Source organism: Burkholderia sp. AU27893 (genome assembly GCF_002223205.1).
Lineage (GTDB): Bacteria > Pseudomonadota > Gammaproteobacteria > Burkholderiales > Burkholderiaceae > Burkholderia.
On the sequence record NZ_NKFD01000002.1, the window covers coordinates 539,199 to 555,196 of the forward strand.

General features: G+C 66.2%; 13 protein-coding genes. 2 read left to right on the forward strand and 11 right to left on the reverse strand.

All coding sequences use genetic code 11. The annotated features are described in order from the left end of the window. Positions 1 to 115: 115 nt before the first annotated feature. The 11 genes from aspS to CFB47_RS15680 form a co-directional block, all read right to left on the reverse strand. Positions 116 to 1,918, reverse strand: a complete 1,803-nt coding sequence (aspS, locus tag CFB47_RS15630; protein ID WP_089440992.1) for an aspartate--tRNA ligase — start codon at positions 1,916 to 1,918, stop codon at positions 116 to 118. A 67-nt stretch (positions 1,919 to 1,985) separates the two neighbouring features. Further along, complete coding sequence (locus CFB47_RS15635; protein ID WP_069248829.1) at positions 1,986 to 2,636, reverse strand: DUF502 domain-containing protein; 651 nt, start codon at positions 2,634 to 2,636, stop codon at positions 1,986 to 1,988. A 62-nt stretch (positions 2,637 to 2,698) separates the two neighbouring features. Continuing rightward, positions 2,699 to 3,046, reverse strand: a complete 348-nt coding sequence (locus CFB47_RS15640; RefSeq protein ID WP_089461622.1) for an FmdB family zinc ribbon protein — start codon at positions 3,044 to 3,046, stop codon at positions 2,699 to 2,701. A gap of 95 nt (positions 3,047 to 3,141) precedes the next feature. After that, positions 3,142 to 3,768: an SAM-dependent methyltransferase gene (locus CFB47_RS15645; protein ID WP_089461623.1), complete on the reverse strand. Its 627-nt coding sequence runs from the start codon at positions 3,766 to 3,768 to the stop codon at positions 3,142 to 3,144. A 17-nt stretch (positions 3,769 to 3,785) separates the two neighbouring features. Further along, a complete protein-coding gene (gene ubiB, locus CFB47_RS15650; protein WP_089440995.1) occupies positions 3,786 to 5,363 on the reverse strand; it encodes a ubiquinone biosynthesis regulatory protein kinase UbiB in 1,578 nt (525 codons plus the stop codon). A gap of 13 nt (positions 5,364 to 5,376) precedes the next feature. Further along, the gene (locus CFB47_RS15655; RefSeq protein ID WP_069248831.1) at positions 5,377 to 6,003 is read right to left on the reverse strand and encodes an SCP2 domain-containing protein; all 627 of its coding nucleotides are present in this window, start codon (positions 6,001 to 6,003) and stop codon (positions 5,377 to 5,379) included. 163 nt (positions 6,004 to 6,166) lie between these two features. Further along, a complete protein-coding gene (locus tag CFB47_RS15660; RefSeq protein ID WP_089440996.1) occupies positions 6,167 to 7,201 on the reverse strand; it encodes a Tim44 domain-containing protein in 1,035 nt (344 codons plus the stop codon). A gap of 41 nt (positions 7,202 to 7,242) precedes the next feature. Next, on the reverse strand, positions 7,243 to 7,974 hold the full coding sequence (gene ubiE, locus CFB47_RS15665) for a bifunctional demethylmenaquinone methyltransferase/2-methoxy-6-polyprenyl-1,4-benzoquinol methylase UbiE (protein ID WP_039360112.1): 732 nt from the start codon (positions 7,972 to 7,974) through the stop codon (positions 7,243 to 7,245). Positions 7,975 to 8,026: 52 nt separating this feature from the next. Then, positions 8,027 to 8,440: a gamma-butyrobetaine hydroxylase-like domain-containing protein gene (locus CFB47_RS15670; RefSeq protein ID WP_089426307.1), complete on the reverse strand. Its 414-nt coding sequence runs from the start codon at positions 8,438 to 8,440 to the stop codon at positions 8,027 to 8,029. Beyond that, on the reverse strand, positions 8,437 to 8,880 hold the full coding sequence (locus CFB47_RS15675; RefSeq protein ID WP_059465769.1) for an HIT family protein: 444 nt from the start codon (positions 8,878 to 8,880) through the stop codon (positions 8,437 to 8,439). The genes CFB47_RS15670 and CFB47_RS15675 overlap by 4 nt, the downstream gene beginning before the upstream one ends. 85 nt (positions 8,881 to 8,965) lie before the next feature. Then, the gene (locus CFB47_RS15680; protein ID WP_089461624.1) at positions 8,966 to 12,991 is read right to left on the reverse strand and encodes a DUF3683 domain-containing protein; all 4,026 of its coding nucleotides are present in this window, start codon (positions 12,989 to 12,991) and stop codon (positions 8,966 to 8,968) included. Positions 12,992 to 13,564: 573 nt separating this feature from the next. On the opposite strand from CFB47_RS15680, the gene ilvA reads away from it, so the two are divergent. Then, entirely contained in the window at positions 13,565 to 15,088 is a 1,524-nt protein-coding gene (gene ilvA / locus CFB47_RS15690; RefSeq protein WP_089440998.1) for a threonine ammonia-lyase, biosynthetic, read from the forward strand. Positions 15,089 to 15,099: 11 nt separating this feature from the next. Next, positions 15,100 to 15,924 carry an NADPH-dependent 7-cyano-7-deazaguanine reductase QueF gene (gene queF, locus CFB47_RS15695; RefSeq protein ID WP_089426312.1) on the forward strand — a complete coding sequence of 275 codons (825 nt, stop codon included), beginning with the start codon at positions 15,100 to 15,102 and terminating at the stop codon, positions 15,922 to 15,924. Positions 15,925 to 15,998: the final 74 nt, after the last annotated feature.

Genomic DNA, 15,998 nt, shown 5'->3' on the forward strand with positions numbered 1-15,998 from the left:
GAACGGGCGGCAAGTGCTGCGACTGTACCGCAAAAAACGAAACAGGCGCATCGCTGCGCCTGTTTCATGGGTGTCGAGTGCGCGTGACCGCACACACGACCGGGTACGAAGCGCGTTACGCCTTCGGTTGTTCCGGCTGACGCAGACGGATGTGCAACTCGCGCAGCTGACGCTCGTCGACCGGGCTCGGCGCTTGCGTGAGCAGATCCTGCGCACGCTGCGTCTTCGGGAACGCGATCACGTCGCGGATCGAATCGGCGCCGGCCATCATCGTGACGATGCGGTCGAGACCGAATGCGATACCGCCGTGCGGCGGCGCGCCGTACTGCAGCGCGTCCAGCAGGAAGCCGAACTTGAGCTGGGCTTCTTCAGCACCGATCTTCAGCGCGCGGAACACCTTGCTCTGCACTTCCTCGCGGTGGATACGCACCGAGCCGCCGCCGATTTCCCAGCCGTTCAGCACCATGTCGTAGGCCTTCGCGAGGCAACGGCCCGGATCCGTCTCGAGGTACTCGAGATGCTCGTCCTTCGGGCTGGTGAACGGGTGGTGAGCCGCGACGTAGCGCGCGTCTTCGTCGTCGTATTCGAACATCGGGAAGTCGACGACCCACAGCGGCTTCCAGCCGGCCTGGACGAGACCGTTCGCCTTGCCGAATTCCGAATGGCCGATCTTCAGGCGCAGCGCGCCGAGGCTGTCGTTGACGACCTTCGCGCGGTCGGCCGCGAAGAAGATGATGTCGCCGTCTTGCGCGCCGGTGCGCTCGAGGATCGCCGCGATCGATGCGTCGTGCAGGTTCTTGACGATCGGGCTCTGCAGGCCGTCACGGCCCTTCGCCTTCTCGTTGACCTTGATCCATGCAAGGCCCTTCGCGCCGTAGATGCGCACGAACTCGGTGTAGCCGTCGATGTCGCCACGCGACAGCTCGCCGCCCTTCGGCACGCGCAGTGCCGCGACACGGCCGTCCTTCGCGTTGGCCGGCGTGCTGAACACCTTGAAGTCGACGTCCTTCATCGCGTCGGTCAGCTCGGTGAATTCGAGCTGCACGCGCAGGTCCGGCTTGTCCGAACCGAAACGCGCCATCGCTTCCGAGTACGGCATCACCGGGAATTTCGCGTCGAGCTCGACGTCGATCGTCGTCTTGAAGATGTGACGGATCATGTCTTCGAACAGGTCACGGATTTCCTGCTCGCCGAGGAACGACGTTTCGCAGTCGATCTGCGTGAATTCCGGCTGACGGTCGGCACGGAGGTCTTCGTCGCGGAAGCACTTGGTGATCTGGTAGTAACGGTCGAAGTTCGCGACCATCAGCAGCTGCTTGAACAGCTGCGGCGACTGCGGCAGCGCGAAGAACTGGCCCGCGTTCACGCGCGACGGCACGAGGTAGTCGCGCGCGCCTTCCGGCGTGCTCTTCGTCAGCATCGGCGTTTCGATGTCGATGAAGCCCTGCTCGTCGAGGTACTTGCGCGCTTCGATCGCCACGCGGTAGCGCAGGCGCAGGTTGTGCTGCATCTGCGGGCGGCGCAGGTCGAGCACGCGGTGCGTGAGACGCGTCGTTTCCGACAGGTTGTCGTCGTCGAGCTGGAACGGCGGCGTGACCGACGCGTTCAGCACGTTCAGTTCGTGGCACAGCACTTCGATCTTGCCGCTCTTCAGGCCGGCGTTGACCGTGCCTTCCGGACGGTTGCGCACGAGGCCCTTGATCTGCACGCAGAACTCGTTGCGCACGCCTTCGGCGGTCGCGAACATTTCCGCGCGATCCGGGTCGCACACCACCTGCACGAGGCCTTCACGATCGCGCAGGTCGATGAAGATCACACCGCCGTGATCGCGGCGGCGCTGCACCCAGCCGCACAGCGACACGGTTTGGCCCAGCAGGTGTTCGGTCACGAGACCGCAGTATTCAGTACGCATCGACATGATGTTTGCTTTCGTTCGGTTTGATCAACGGGCGCCGCAACGCGCGGCCCGGGCGATGATTCTTTACTTACAGCGGCGGCTCGACGGGGCGGCGTGCAGGCGCCGGAGCCGGCGCCGGGGGCGCCACCACGCCCATCGAGACGATGTACTTGAGCGCGGCATCGACCGACATGTCGAGTTCGATGACTTCGCTCTTCGGCAGCATCAGGAAGAAGCCCGACGTCGGGTTCGGCGTCGTCGGGATATAGACGCTCACGTATTCTTCCGTCAGATGATTGAGCACGTCGCCGCCCGGCGTGCCGGTCAGAAACGCGATCGTATACGAGCCGCGACGCGGGTATTCGATCAGCAGCGCCTTGCGGAAGGCGTTGCCGCTGCTCGACAGCAGCGTGTCCGACACCTGCTTGACGCTCGTGTAGATCGGCCCGACGACCGGGATGTGACGCACCACGGCGTTCCACCACGTGACGAGCTTCTGGCCGATGAAGTTCTGCGTGGCCAGCCCGACGACGAAGATGAACGCGAGCGTCAGCACCGCGCCGATCCCCGGCAGATGGAAGCCGAGCATCCGCTCGGGCTGCCACGATTCGGGCAGCAGGAGCAGTGTCTGATCCATCGTGCCGATGATGAGGCCGAGCACCCACAGCGTGATCGCGAGCGGGACGAGAACCAGCAGGCCGGTCAGAAACACCGATTTCAGGGTCGTCTTTTTCATCATCTGCCGTCAATGAACCGCGCCGGCGGGCGCGGGTTGGTCGCAGCCCGGCCGGGCCGCGACGGTCAACTGCCGGCGGCGGGCGCTGCAGCCGGGGCGGGCGCGGCGCTCGTCGTCGTGCTTTCGGAACTGCTCGATGCAGCCGGCGCGGCCGCGCCGGGCGCGGCGTCCGTTGCCGCAGCCGGGGCTGCGTCGCCCGACGCCGTCGCCGGTGCGCTGGTGCCGCCCGAACCGCCACGGAAATCGGTGACATACCAACCCGAACCCTTCAGCTGGAAGCCCGCGGCAGTGACCTGCTTGCGAAATGCATCCTTCCCGCATTCCGGACACTGCGACAGCGGCGCGTCGCTCATCTTCTGGAGCACGTCCTTCGCGAAACCACACGCTTCGCATCGATAGGCGTAGATCGGCATGATATTTTTCCCGCGGAAACTGGAAACGGCTTGCAAAACCTTGAATTATAGCCGAAACCCTGCCGCGCTCCGGCAATGGCCGCGATACCCGCGCATCAGCGGCGGCGCCACGTGAGCCAGCGCTCGTTCCCTTCGAACACGGGCAGCGAATCGGTCACGGGCAAATCCTCGATCAGCTCGAAGTGCGGCGTGAGCAGCGCATCGAGTTCGGCACGCTCGATTCCGAACGGCGGCCCCTTCGGTTTCGCCATCAGGAAGAAATAGCCGGCCAGCAATCCGTCAGCAGGCAGCAGCTCGGCCATGCGCGCCGCATAGCCGGCACGCATGGCCGGCGGCAGCGCGCACAGGAACGCACGCTCGTACACCCACTGCACGTCGAACGGCGGCCGGTACGTAAAGAAATCGGCCTGCTCGACGACGCCCGCATGCGCGCCGAGCTGCGCCTTCGCGGCCGCCACCGCCTGCGCGGCGAAATCGATCGCACGCACGGGCCAGCCGGCTTCGGCCAGCCACCCGGCTTCCTGCGCACTGCCGCAGCCGGGAATCAGCACCGTGCACGGCTCGAGCCGATGCGCGAACACGCGGAAACCCTCAGGCACGCCGCCGAATTCCCACGGCGTCACGCCACGCTCGAAACGTTCGTTCCAGAACGATGCGTTGCCGGGATCGCGCGTCGCGAAATCGGCGGCTGACGGTGTAGCGGGTTGCTTCGGATCGGACATCGCCCTGCTCCTTTCGGTCACGTGCCGTACGTGAGCGCCAGCAGCACACGCGCGACGAGCGCCCCGACGCCGACGGCAAGGCCGAAGATCAGCAGCGCCTGCATCAGCCGGTTCGTCCGCTTCTGCTCGACGAGGATCTGGCGCATCAGCTCTTCGCTCGCGGCACGCGGCGCGTCATGGCGTGCGGCCATCGCATGATGGATCAGGCGCGGCAGTTGCGGCAGCGTCTTGCTCCACTGCGGCGCCTCGACCTTGAAGCGCTCGTACCAGCCGCGCAGGCCGATCTGCTCGGTCATCCAGCGCTCGAGATACGGCTTCGCGGTCTTCCACAGGTCGAGCTCGGGGTCGAGCGAGCGACCGAGGCCCTCGACGTTCAGCATCGTCTTCTGCAGCAGCACGAGCTGCGGCTGGATCTCGACGTTGAAGCGGCGCGACGTCGAGAACAGGCGCATCAGCACCTGACCGAGCGAGATGTCCTTCAGCGCGCGGTCGAAATACGGCTCGCACACCGCGCGGATCGCGCTTTCGAGTTCCTCGACGCGCGTTTCGGGCGGCACCCAGCCCGACTCGAGGTGGAGCGTCGCGACGCGGTGGTAGTCACGCTTGAAGAACGCGAGGAAGTTCTGCGCGAGGTAGTTCTTGTCGAAATCGGACAGCGCGCCGACGATCCCGAAATCGAGCGCGACGTAGCGGCCGAACGTGTTCGGATCGAGGCTCACCTGGATGTTGCCGGGGTGCATGTCCGCATGGAAGAAGCCGTCGCGGAACACCTGCGTGAAGAAGATCTCGACGCCTTCGCGCGCGAGCTTCTTGATGTCGACGCCGGCCGAACGCAGCGTCTCGACCTGGCTGATCGGCACGCCGGTCATGCGCTCCATCACGAGCACCTGCGACGTCGAGAAATCCCAGAACATCTCGGGCACGAGCAGCAGGTCGAGGCCCGCGAAGTTGCGGCGCAGCTGGCTGCCGTTGGCGGCCTCGCGCATCAGGTCGAGCTCGTCGTGCAGGTACTTGTCGAATTCGGCGACGACCTCGCGCGGCTTCAGGCGCCGGCCGTCGGCCCACATGCGCTCGGTCCAGATCGCGATGTCGCGCATCAGCGCGAGGTCGGAGTCGATCACGGACAGCATGTTCGGGCGCAGCACCTTGACGGCGACGGCCTTGCCCGCGTGCTGGCCCTGCTTGAGCTTCGCGAAGTGCACCTGCGCGATCGACGCGCTCGCGACCGGCTCGCGCTCGAATTCGTCGAACAGCTCGTCGACCGGCGCGCCGAGCGACTTCTCGATGATCCCGATCGCGACCGCCGAATCGAACGGCGGCACCTGGTCCTGCAGCTTCGCGAGTTCGTTCGCGAAATCGACCGACAGCAGGTCGCGGCGCGTCGACAGCACCTGGCCGAACTTCACGAAGATCGGGCCGAGGCTTTCGAGCGCGTGACGCAGCCGCACCGCAGGCGGATCGGAATAGCGGCGGCCGATCGTCGTGATCCGCAACAGCAGCTTCACGCGCCGGTCGTCGATCCGGGACAGCATCACTTCGTCGAGGCCAAAGCGGATGACGGTGTAGACAATCTTGATGAAACGGAAAATGCGCATGCCCTGCGGCCCCTCAGTGCGCGCCGCGCGGGCCGGAACCCGTGCGCGCGCCGATTTTTTGTTCGAGTCGCTCGACCCGCTTTTCGACCCGTGCGAGCGCATCGCGTGCGCGCGCCAGTTCGGCGTCGAAGCCGCCGAGCGACGCGCGCCGGACGACCTGCGGGTTCTCGTCGAGCCAGTATTCGGCGACGGAATCGAGCACGTTGCGGCCGGTGCGTCGCGCGCGCGCGCCGGCGTCGCGCACGACCGTCGCGATCCGGTAGGCCGCCGCGTCGCCGACCAGCTTCGCGAGATCTTCTTCAGGTTCCCAGCGCAGGTGCTCGGCCAGCTTCGCGATCTGCGTGGCGAACTCGGCGTCGCCCTCGATCTTCACGTGCTTCATCACGGCCGCCTGGCCGCCCTGCAGGAACGCGGCGACCGTGTCGCCGGCAAGCGCGATCGACACGTCGACCTGTTGCGCATCGTGCGCGTCGACGGCCGACAGATAGCCGTCGGGCTGCACCAGCAGCGTCAGCGTAACCGGGGGCACGTCGATCCGGGCAGTCTTGCCCGAATAGGGAATCAGGCGGTCACGCGCCCACGATTCGCGGGCGAGCAGGTGATTGACAGCGGCAGCAAAAGGCTTGGCGGCAAAGGTCATCGGGCTGGGAAAGAAAAAACCCGCGCAGGCCGGGCGCCCACGCGGGTTTCTATTGTAACGTCGGATCGTCGGCAGACCGTGCCTGACCGCACACTCGGGCGGCAAGCGGTCGCAGTGCGGCGGCCGTCGCCCGGGTGCCGGCGGCGCGGGCCGCCGGTCACGCTCAGTGCGTGTTGATCTGCTGGATGCCCGCGAGCAGCCAGCCCTGACTGCCCGACTTCGACAGGTTCCACACCTCGTCGAACGGCGCGGCCGACGCGTTCGCCGATTCGCGGATCAGGCCGTGGAAGCGCACGCTCGCCGACTGCTCGATGCCGCGATCCTCGATCGCGACCAGTTCCGCGTCGAGCTGCACGACGTCGGTCTGGTTCGACTCGTTGCCGCGCGAATCGAGGTCGATCTTGATCTCGGCGAACATTTCCGGCGTCGTGAACTCGCGGATGTCGGCCAGGTTGCCCTGGTCCCACGCGGCCTGCAAGCGCACGAAATAGACCTTCGAGCTGCGCAGGAACGCTTCGGTGTCGAAGCCGGCCGGCACCTGGAGCGGTGCGGCCGCAGCAGCCGCTGCCGCGCCGGCAGCCGCGGCGCCGCCGCCGAACACGCCTTGCGCTTCGTTCGCGTAGCTGCTGCCGCTACCCGCATAGTTGCTGCCGGTGCTGCCCTGCTGGAACGACGGGCTTTGCGAGTAGCCGCCAGACGACGACGCCGAGCCGCCGACCGAATACGCCGGCTCCTGCGGACGACGACGGTTCATGAACTTGCGGATCAGCCAGATGCCGACCGCCGCGAGCAGTGCGATCACGATGACGTTCGCCATCATGCTTGCGAATGCGCCGCCGAGACCGAAGTGCGACAGCAGCGCCGCGATGCCGAGACCGGCCGCAAGGCCGGCGATCGGCCCGAGCCAGCGCGAGCGGTTAGGCTGCGCAGCCGGTGCGGGTGCGGCCGGATTCGCCCGCTGGGCCTGCGACGGCGCGGCCTGCTGCATCGGCTGCTGCGCGGGCGGCGTGGCCTGGCGCTGCGTGACGGTGGAGTTCTGGCGGCCGATGCTGCGCCCGCCGCCCATGCGCTTGGCTTCGGCGTCGAGCGATGCGAACGTGCCGGCCGTGAGCAGGCCGACCATCAGCAGCGTGCCGACCCGTCGAGCCCACGGCTTCGACGGCTTGCTACGGTTGAACAACGAACGCGATTCGAACATCAGCTTCTCCGAATGTAAGACAAATGTATGGGAAGAGCCCCTTAGTACTTGGCTCCCATGTGTAAAGCTACCACGCCACCTGACAAATTGTAATATTTGACGGCATCGAGGCCCGCTTGTTCCATCATCGTCTTCAGCGTGTCCTGATCGGGGTGCATCCGGATAGATTCAGCAAGATACCGATAACTTTCAGCATCTTTCGCGAACTTGTCGCCAAGCCACGGTAATACTTTGAAAGAATACAGATCGTACGCTTTTTTCAGCGGATCCCAGACTTTCGAGAATTCCAGCACCATCACGCGGCCGCCGGGCTTCGTCACGCGGCGCATCTCGGCCAGCGCGGCATCCTTGTGCGTCATGTTGCGCAGCCCGAACGCGACCGTGACCACATCGAAGTAATTGTCCGGAAAGGGAATTTTCTCCGCGTCACACAGCAGCGACGGCGTCACGATGCCCTTGTCGAGCAGCCGGTCGCGGCCGACGCGCAGCATCGATTCGTTGATGTCCGTGTGCCAGACCTCGCCCGTCGGCCCGGCCGCCTTCGCGAACGACCGGGTCAGGTCGCCGGTGCCGGCCGCGAGATCGAGCACCTTGAAGCCGGGGCGCACGTTCGCCTGCGCGATCGTGAACGCCTTCCACGCGCGGTGCATGCCCGCCGACATCAGGTCGTTCATCAGATCGTAGTTGCTCGCGACCGAATGGAACACACCCGCCACTTTCTTCGCTTTTTCGTTTTCCTCGACGCTTTCGAAGCCGAAGTGGGTTTTGCTCATCGCGTTGATCCTCAGTTAATGGCAAGACGGCGCCGAGCGGGCGCCGTCGAATTCAGTGGCAGTGGCCGTGCGACGCGTTCGCCGCCGGCATCGGGGCATCGCGCTCGACGCCCGCCGCCTTCAGTTTGTCGAAATAGTCGCGCCACAGCGCGTCCTGCTGCGTCGCCAGCTCGTACAGCAGGTCCCACGAGTAGATGCCGGTCGAATGGCCGTCGGAAAACGTCGGCTGCAGCGCGTAGTGGCCGACGCCCTCGAGCGCGGTGATCGTCACTTCGCGCTTGCCCGTCTGCAGCGTCTCCTGGCCGGGCCCGTGGCCGCGCACCTCGGCCGACGGCGAATACACGCGCATCAGCTCGAACGGAATCCGGAAACTGTCGCCGTTCGGGTACTGCAATTCGAGCACGCGCGATACCGCGTGCACGACGACGCCGGACGGAATCGGCGTCGTGGAAGTCAAACCGCTCATGGCTGCCTCGAATCGGTCATGCGTTGAATTTCCTCGCGCACCGCATTGTGCAGCAGCGAGGCCTGCGCTGCGCGCGAGCGCAGCAGCGCCTCGGACACGCTGCGCTGGCGCGGCGCCCATACGGGCTGCGGGAAGTGGGCGTCGTTGGAAAAGCGCGGGATCACGTGCCAGTGCACGTGCGGCACCATGTTGCCGAGGCTCGCGAGATTCACCTTGTTCGGCTGCATCACGCGGCGCACGGCCCGCTCGACCGCATAGACCACGCGCATCAGATGTGCCCGCTCGGGCTCGCCGAGATCGGAGAATTCGGCGACGTGCGCGCCCCAGATCACCCGGCAGAAGCCCGGATACTCGTGCTCGCCCGTCGCGAGGACGACACGCAACGCATCGTCCTGCCAGAGCACTTCGCCGCCGTCTTCACGGCAAAACACGCATTCCATCGTCGCTCCCATGTGGACGGGCGCCGGCATTGCCGCGCCGGCGCCCGCTCATCCCTAGCCCGGTCGGGCGGTCGTCATGCCCGCATTAGACCAGCACGCGCTCGATCCCGCCATTGTTCGCACGTGCGACATAATCGGCCATCCAGTTCTCGCCGAGCACCTGGCGCGCGATTTCGACCACGATGTAGTCGGCTTCGAGGTTCGCGTCCTCGCTGTAGCGCGACAGGCCCTGCAGGCACGACGGGCAACTGGTCAGGATCTTCACGTCCGGGCCGTTCGCGGCCGCGGCGGCCGGCGCCGGCGCGTTGCCGGCCACGACCGGGATGCTGCGCAGCTTCGCGGCACCCTTGCGGATCTCCTCTTCCTTGCGGAAGCGGACCTGCGTCGACACGTCCGGGCGCGTGACCGCGAGCGTGCCCGATTCGCCGCAGCAGCGCTCGTTCTTCTCGATCTTGTAGCCGTCCTTTTCCGAGCCCATCAGCTCGTTGACGAGCTTCACCGGGTCCATCGTCTTGATCGGCGTGTGGCACGGGTCGTGATACATGTAGCGCGTGCCCGTCACGCCATCGAGCTTCATCCCCTTCTCGAGCAGGAACTCGTGGATGTCGATGATCCGGCAGCCCGGGAAGATCTTGTCGAATTCGTAGCCGGCGAGCTGGTCATAGCAGGTGCCGCACGACACGACCACCGTCTTGATGTCGAGGTAGTTCAGCGTGTTCGCGACCCGGTGGAACAGCACGCGGTTGTCGGTGACGATCTTCTCGGCCTTGTCGTACTGGCCCGAGCCGCGCTGCGGATAGCCGCAGCACAGGTAGCCCGGCGGCAACACCGTCTGCACGCCGGCTTCCCACAGCATCGCCTGCGTGGCCAGCCCGACCTGCGAGAACAGGCGCTCGGAGCCGCAGCCAGGGAAGTAGAACACCGCTTCCGAATCGACGGTGGTCGACTTCGGATTGCGGATGATCGGCACGATCTTGTTGTCCTCGATGTCGAGCAGCGCGCGCGCCGTCTTCTTCGGCAGGTTGCCCGGCATCTTCTTGTTGACGAAGTGGATCACCTGCTCGACCACGGGCGGCTTGCCGACCGTCGCCGGCGGGTGCTGCGTCTGCTTCGTCACGACCTTCCTCAGCATGTCGTTCGCGAAGCGCTGCACCTTATAGCCGGCGCCCATCATCACGCTGCGCGCGACGTTGATCGTCTGCGGGTTGGTCGCGTTCAGGAAGAACATGCCCGCCGCATTGCCGGCGTTGAACTTCTTCTTGCCCATCTTGCGCAACAGGTTGCGCATGTTCATCGTGACGTCGCCGAAGTCGATCTTCACCGGGCACGGCGTCGCGCACTTGTGGCACACCGTGCAGTGGTCCGCCACGTCGTTGAACTCGTCCCAGTGCTTGATCGACACGCCGCGGCGCGTCTGTTCCTCGTACAGGAACGCCTCGACCAGCAGCGAGGTTGCGAGGATCTTGTTGCGCGGGCTGTACAGCAGGTTCGCGCGCGGCACGTGCGTCGCGCACACCGGCTTGCACTTGCCGCAGCGCAGGCAGTCCTTCACCGAATCGGCAATCGCGCCGATATCGGACTGCTTCATGATCAGCGACTCGTACCCCATCAGCCCGAAGCTCGGCGTATACGCGTTGCGCAGATCGGCGCCTTCGAGCAGCTTGCCCTTGTTGAAGCGGCCGTTCGGGTCGACGCGCTGCTTGTACGCGCGGAATTCGGCGATCTCGTCGTCGGTCAGGAACTCGAGCTTCGTGATGCCGATGCCGTGCTCGCCGGAAATCACGCCGTCGAGCGAACGCGCGAGCGTCATGATGCGTGCGACCGCCGCGTGGGCGTCCTGCAGCATCTCGTAGTTGTCGGAGTTGACCGGCAGGTTGGTGTGGACGTTGCCGTCGCCGGCGTGCATGTGCAGCGCGACGAACACGCGGCCGCGCAGCACCTGCTTGTGGATCGCCTGCGCCTCGTCGAGGATCTGCTTGAACGCGCCCCCGTTGAAGATCGCGCGCAGTTCGGCGCGGATCTCCTGCTTCCACGAGATGCGGACCGTGCGGTCCTGCGTGACGTGGAACACGGTCGCGCCCGGCTGCTCGTCCGCGCGATCGGCGAACTTCTCGGCAAGCGCCTCGTAGCCGAGTTGCACGAGGTAGTGCTGCGCCTCGCGCAGCGGCTGGTCGAGCCGGTCGCGCACGAATTCCCAGCGGGCACGCACGCGCTTGAGCAGCTCCAGCGCCTGCTGGACCCGGTCCTCGAGCAGTTCGGCGCTCGGGATCTCGTTCGCGTCGTCGGTCTTGCCGAGCGGCAGGTTGCCGGCACGGAAAAACGCTTCCAGCGCATCGACGAGCTGCAGCTTGTTCTTCAGCGACAGCTCGATGTTGATCCGCTCGATGCCGTCGGTGTACTCGCCCATCCGGTTCAGCGGGATCACGACGTCTTCGTTGATCTTGAACGCGTTCGTGTGCTTCGCGATCGCGGCCGTGCGGCTGCGGTCGAGCCAGAAGCGCTTGCGCGCCTCCGCGCTGACCGCGACGAAGCCTTCGCCGCTCTTGCCGTTCGCCATCCGGATCACTTCGGACGTGGCATGCGCGACCGCATCGGCATCGTCGCCGACGATGTCGCCGATCAGCACCATCTTGGGGAAGGCATTGCGCTTGCTCTTGGTCGCGTAGCCGACCGCGCGCAGGTAGCGCTCGTCGAGGTGCTCGAGGCCCGCGAGGATCGCGCCGCCCTGCTTCGACGTTTCGAACAGGTAATCCTTGATCTCGACGATGCTCGGGATCGCCTCGCGCGCCTGGCCGAAGAATTCGAGGCAGACGGTGCGCGTGTGCGCGGGCATCTTGTGCAGCACCCAGCGCGCGGACGTGATGAGCCCGTCGCAGCCTTCCTTCTGCACGCCCGGCAGGCCGGCGAGGAACTTGTCGGTCACGTCCTTGCCGAGCCCTTCCTTGCGGAACCGGCGGCCTTCGATCTCGAGCATCTCGCTCTTCAGCAGCTTCTCGCCCGGCGCATACGCGCCGTCGAACCACTTCAGCTCGAAACGCGCGACCGCGATGTCGTGGATCTTGCCCTGGTTGTGCTCGTGGCGCGTGACTTCGAGCCAGTTGCCGTCCGGGTCGACCATCCGCCACCAGGCCAGGTTGTCGAGCGCGGTGCCCCACAGCACGGCCTTCTTGCCGCCCGCGTTCATCGCGACGTTGCCGCCGATGCACGATGCGTCGAGCGAGGTCGGGTCGACCGCGAACACGTAGCCCGCCGCTTCCGCCGCCTCGGTCACGCGGCGCGTGACGACGCCCGCGCCGGAGAAGATCGTCGGCACCTTGTGCGCGACGCCCGGCAGTTCGGTCAGCTCGACCGCGCCGAGTTGCTCGAGCTTTTCGGTGTTGATGACGGCGGAGAACGGCGTGAGCGGCACCGCGCCGCCCGTGTAGCCGGTGCCGCCGCCACGCGGGATCACGGTCAGGCCGAGCTCGAAGCAGGCCTTGATGAGGCCGGCGATCTCGGCTTCGCTATCGGGGGTCAGCACGACGAACGGGTATTCGACACGCCAGTCGGTCGCGTCGGTCACGTGCGACACGCGCGACAGCCCGTCGAAACGGATGTTGTCCTTCTGCGTGCAGCGGCCGAGCGCCTTGGTCGCGCGGCGGCGCAGGTCGGCCATCTTCTCGAATTCGTCGGCGAACTCGTTGACCGCTCGCTGCGCGGCGGTTTCGAGCATCTCGACGCGCGACGCGCGCTCACGGCCCGCATCGTCGCGGTGCTCGGTGAGATCCGCGCTGCGGCGCTTGCCGATTTCGGTGAGGCGGTGGTTCAGCGCCTCGATCAGCAGCGCGCGGCGCTTCGGGTTGTCGAGCAGGTCGTCCTGCAGGTACGGGTTGCGGCGCACGACCCAGATGTCGCCGAGCACTTCATACAGCATCCGTGCCGAGCGGCCCGTACGGCGCTCGGCGCGCAATTCGTCGAGCACCGACCACGCTTCTTCGCCGAGCAGGCGGATCACGATCTCGCGATCCGAGAAGGACGTGTAGTTGTAGGGAATCTCGCGCAAGCGGGGCGCGGGGTCGGCGGCGACGGCGGCGGCCGCGCCATGCGGATCGAAAACTTGTGGTGCGTTCATGTTCGGACGACTCGGAGGGCCGATACACCGTGCACGGGCGTCGGCAAGCGCGTGGGCGCAATCTTGGGGAAATCTGTTCTGTTACCAGGCGCGCGGCTGTCCTTCATGGGGCCGGAGCGGGCGACTCGCCCCTCCTGGCCGGCGACAGGGCCTGGCGGCACTCGGAACGATCAGCACGATCGCGCGCGGCGCGCATGCCGTTCGGCCGCGGGGCTGGCTGCGCGCGGCGTCGGCTTCAACGGTGCGATCCGAGGGTGCCTCTGCATCTTCCGATCCTTGATTCAAAACGGAATTCTAACCCATGATCGGGCCACGCGTGACACGTCGGACAGGTCGTGGGGCTATCCCCGCGAGCCGCGCCAGGCCTGGCTCGGCGCGATTTCATGCGATCATTCGCCGTCCGTCCGGTCGGTAACCGTCCGGTTAAGCCGGTAAAAAGGCGGCGCGCGCTCGCCGACGCCCGCCCGCACGGCCCCGCGAGCCCCCGCTCGGCATGCCGCTTGCGTGCAGGCAGACCCTTGGCGCTATCATTGATCCTTTACCGTCTGCTTTCCGTACTGCACGCGAGCGCCCATGGCATCCCACGATTACCTGAAGAAAATCCTCACCGCGCGCGTCTACGACGTCGCGATCGAGACGGAACTCGAATCCGCCCGCAACCTGTCGGCCCGCCTGCGCAATGCCGTCTACCTGAAGCGCGAGGACAACCAGCCGGTGTTCTCGTTCAAGCTGCGCGGCGCGTACAACAAGATGGCGCACATTCCGGCGGAAGCGCTCGCGCGCGGCGTGATTACGGCGTCGGCCGGCAACCACGCGCAGGGTGTCGCGTTCTCGGCGGCCCGGATGGGCGTCAAGGCCGTGATCGTCGTGCCCGTCACGACGCCGCAGGTGAAGGTCGATGCGGTGCGTGCGCACGGCGGCCCGAGCGTCGAGGTGATCCAGGCCGGCGAGTCGTACAGCGACGCGTATGCACACGCGGTCAAGGTGCAGGAAGAGCGCGGCCTCACGTTCGTCCACCCGTTCGACGATCCGTACGTGATCGCCGGCCAGGGCACGATCGCGATGGAAATCCTGCGCCAGCACCAGGGCCCGATCCACGCGATCTTCGTGCCGATCGGCGGCGGCGGGCTCGCGTCCGGCGTCGCGGCCTACGTGAAGGCGGTGCGCCCGGAGATCAAGGTGATCGGCGTGCAGGCCGAGGATTCGTGCGCGATGGCGCAGTCGCTGGAAGCCGGCAAGCGTGTCGAGCTGAGCGAGGTCGGCCTGTTCGCGGACGGCACCGCCGTGAAGCTGGTCGGCGAGGAAACCTTCCGGCTCTGCAGCGAATACCTCGACGGCGTCGTGACGGTGAACACCGACGCACTGTGCGCGGCGATCAAGGACGTCTTCCAGGATACGCGCAGCGTGCTGGAGCCGTCCGGCGCGCTCGCGGTCGCGGGCGCGAAGCTCTACGCGGAACGCGAAGGCATCGAGAACCAGACGCTCGTCGCGGTCACGTCCGGCGCGAACATGAACTTCGACCGGATGCGCTTCGTCGCCGAGCGCGCGGAAGTGGGTGAAGCGCGCGAAGCCGTGTTCGCCGTCACGATCCCCGAGGAGCGCGGCAGCTTCAAGCGCTTCTGCTCGCTCGTCGGCGACCGCAACGTCACCGAGTTCAACTACCGGATCGCCGATGCGCAGGCCGCGCACATCTTCGTCGGCGTGCAGATCAAGCGCCGCGGCGAATCGGCCGAGATCGCCGCGAACTTCGAATCGCACGGCTTCAAGAGCGTCGACCTGACGCACGACGAGCTGTCGAAGGAACACATCCGCTACATGGTGGGCGGCCGTTCGCCGCTCGCGCTCGACGAGCGCCTGTTCCGCTTCGAATTCCCGGAGCGCCCGGGCGCGCTGATGAAGTTCCTGTCGTCGATGGCGCCGGACTGGAACATCAGCCTGTTCCACTACCGTAACCAGGGCGCGGACTACAGCTCGATCCTCGTCGGGCTGCAGGTGCCGCAGGCGGATCGCGCCGAATTCGAACGCTTCCTCGCGGCACTCGGCTATCCGTATGTCGAGGAGAGCGCCAACCCGGCTTACCGCCTCTTCCTGTCGTAAAGGCGTCACGCATGAATCCCGAACATTCCCCGCTCGGCAAGGCCACCGTCTACGCCGCCCAGTACGACGCGTCGCTGCTGTTCCCGATCCCGCGCGCCGGCGCGCGCGAACAGCTCGGCATCACGTCGGCGCTGCCGTTCTTCGGCACCGACATCTGGAACGCCTACGAGCTGTCGTGGCTCAACGCGCGCGGCAAGCCGCAGATCGCGGTGGCGACGTTCTATGTGCCCGCCGAATCGCCGAACATCGTCGAATCGAAGTCGTTCAAGCTGTATCTCGGCTCGTTCGCGCAGACGAAATTCGATTCGATCGACGCAGTGCGCGACGTGCTGAAGCGCGACGTATCAGCCGCGTGCGGCGCGACCGTGTCCGTGCAGCTCGTGTCGCCGCACGATTTCGGCAAGCTCGAGATGGACGAGCTCGACGGGCTGTCGCTCGACCGGCTCGACCTCGACACCGACGTGTACGAACCCGATCCGTCGCTGCTGTCGGCCGCTGAAGACGAAGCGCCGGTCGAGGAAACGCTCGTGTCCGACCTGCTGCGCTCGAACTGCCCGGTCACCGGCCAGCCCGACTGGGGCAGCGTGCAGATCCACTACGTCGGGCCGCAGATCGACCACGCGGGCCTGCTGCGCTACATCATCTCGTTCCGCAATCACACGGGCTTTCACGAGCAGTGCGTCGAGCGGATCTTCCTCGACATCCTGCACGCGTGCAAACCGGTGAAGCTCGCGGTGTATGCGCGTTATACGCGCCGCGGCGGGCTCGACATCAACCCGTTCCGCACCAACTACAACCAGCCGATGCCGGATAACGCGCGTAATGCGCGGCAGTGACGGCGGCTGGCGGCCGCCGCGGTTCGCAGTCGGCAACGCGCGGCGACCACCCCAGACAAGAACAGCTCGGCCGG

What these genes read in the sequence shown, in the direction of transcription:
- aspS (WP_089440992.1), bottom strand. Translation starts at nt 1,918, where the DNA reads ATGTCGATGCGTACTGAATACTGCGGTCTCGTGACCGAACACCTGCTG.
- CFB47_RS15635 (WP_069248829.1), bottom strand. Translation starts at nt 2,636, where the DNA reads ATGATGAAAAAGACGACCCTGAAATCGGTGTTTCTGACCGGCCTGCTG.
- CFB47_RS15640 (WP_089461622.1), bottom strand. Translation starts at nt 3,046, where the DNA reads ATGCCGATCTACGCCTATCGATGCGAAGCGTGTGGTTTCGCGAAGGAC.
- CFB47_RS15645 (WP_089461623.1), bottom strand. Translation starts at nt 3,768, where the DNA reads ATGTCCGATCCGAAGCAACCCGCTACACCGTCAGCCGCCGATTTCGCG.
- ubiB (WP_089440995.1), bottom strand. Translation starts at nt 5,363, where the DNA reads ATGCGCATTTTCCGTTTCATCAAGATTGTCTACACCGTCATCCGCTTT.
- CFB47_RS15655 (WP_069248831.1), bottom strand. Translation starts at nt 6,003, where the DNA reads ATGACCTTTGCCGCCAAGCCTTTTGCTGCCGCTGTCAATCACCTGCTC.
- CFB47_RS15660 (WP_089440996.1), bottom strand. Translation starts at nt 7,201, where the DNA reads ATGTTCGAATCGCGTTCGTTGTTCAACCGTAGCAAGCCGTCGAAGCCG.
- ubiE (WP_039360112.1), bottom strand. Translation starts at nt 7,974, where the DNA reads ATGAGCAAAACCCACTTCGGCTTCGAAAGCGTCGAGGAAAACGAAAAA.
- CFB47_RS15670 (WP_089426307.1), bottom strand. Translation starts at nt 8,440, where the DNA reads ATGAGCGGTTTGACTTCCACGACGCCGATTCCGTCCGGCGTCGTCGTG.
- CFB47_RS15675 (WP_059465769.1), bottom strand. Translation starts at nt 8,880, where the DNA reads ATGGAATGCGTGTTTTGCCGTGAAGACGGCGGCGAAGTGCTCTGGCAG.
- CFB47_RS15680 (WP_089461624.1), bottom strand. Translation starts at nt 12,991, where the DNA reads ATGAACGCACCACAAGTTTTCGATCCGCATGGCGCGGCCGCCGCCGTC.
- ilvA (WP_089440998.1), top strand. Translation starts at nt 13,565, where the DNA reads ATGGCATCCCACGATTACCTGAAGAAAATCCTCACCGCGCGCGTCTAC.
- queF (WP_089426312.1), top strand. Translation starts at nt 15,100, where the DNA reads ATGAATCCCGAACATTCCCCGCTCGGCAAGGCCACCGTCTACGCCGCC.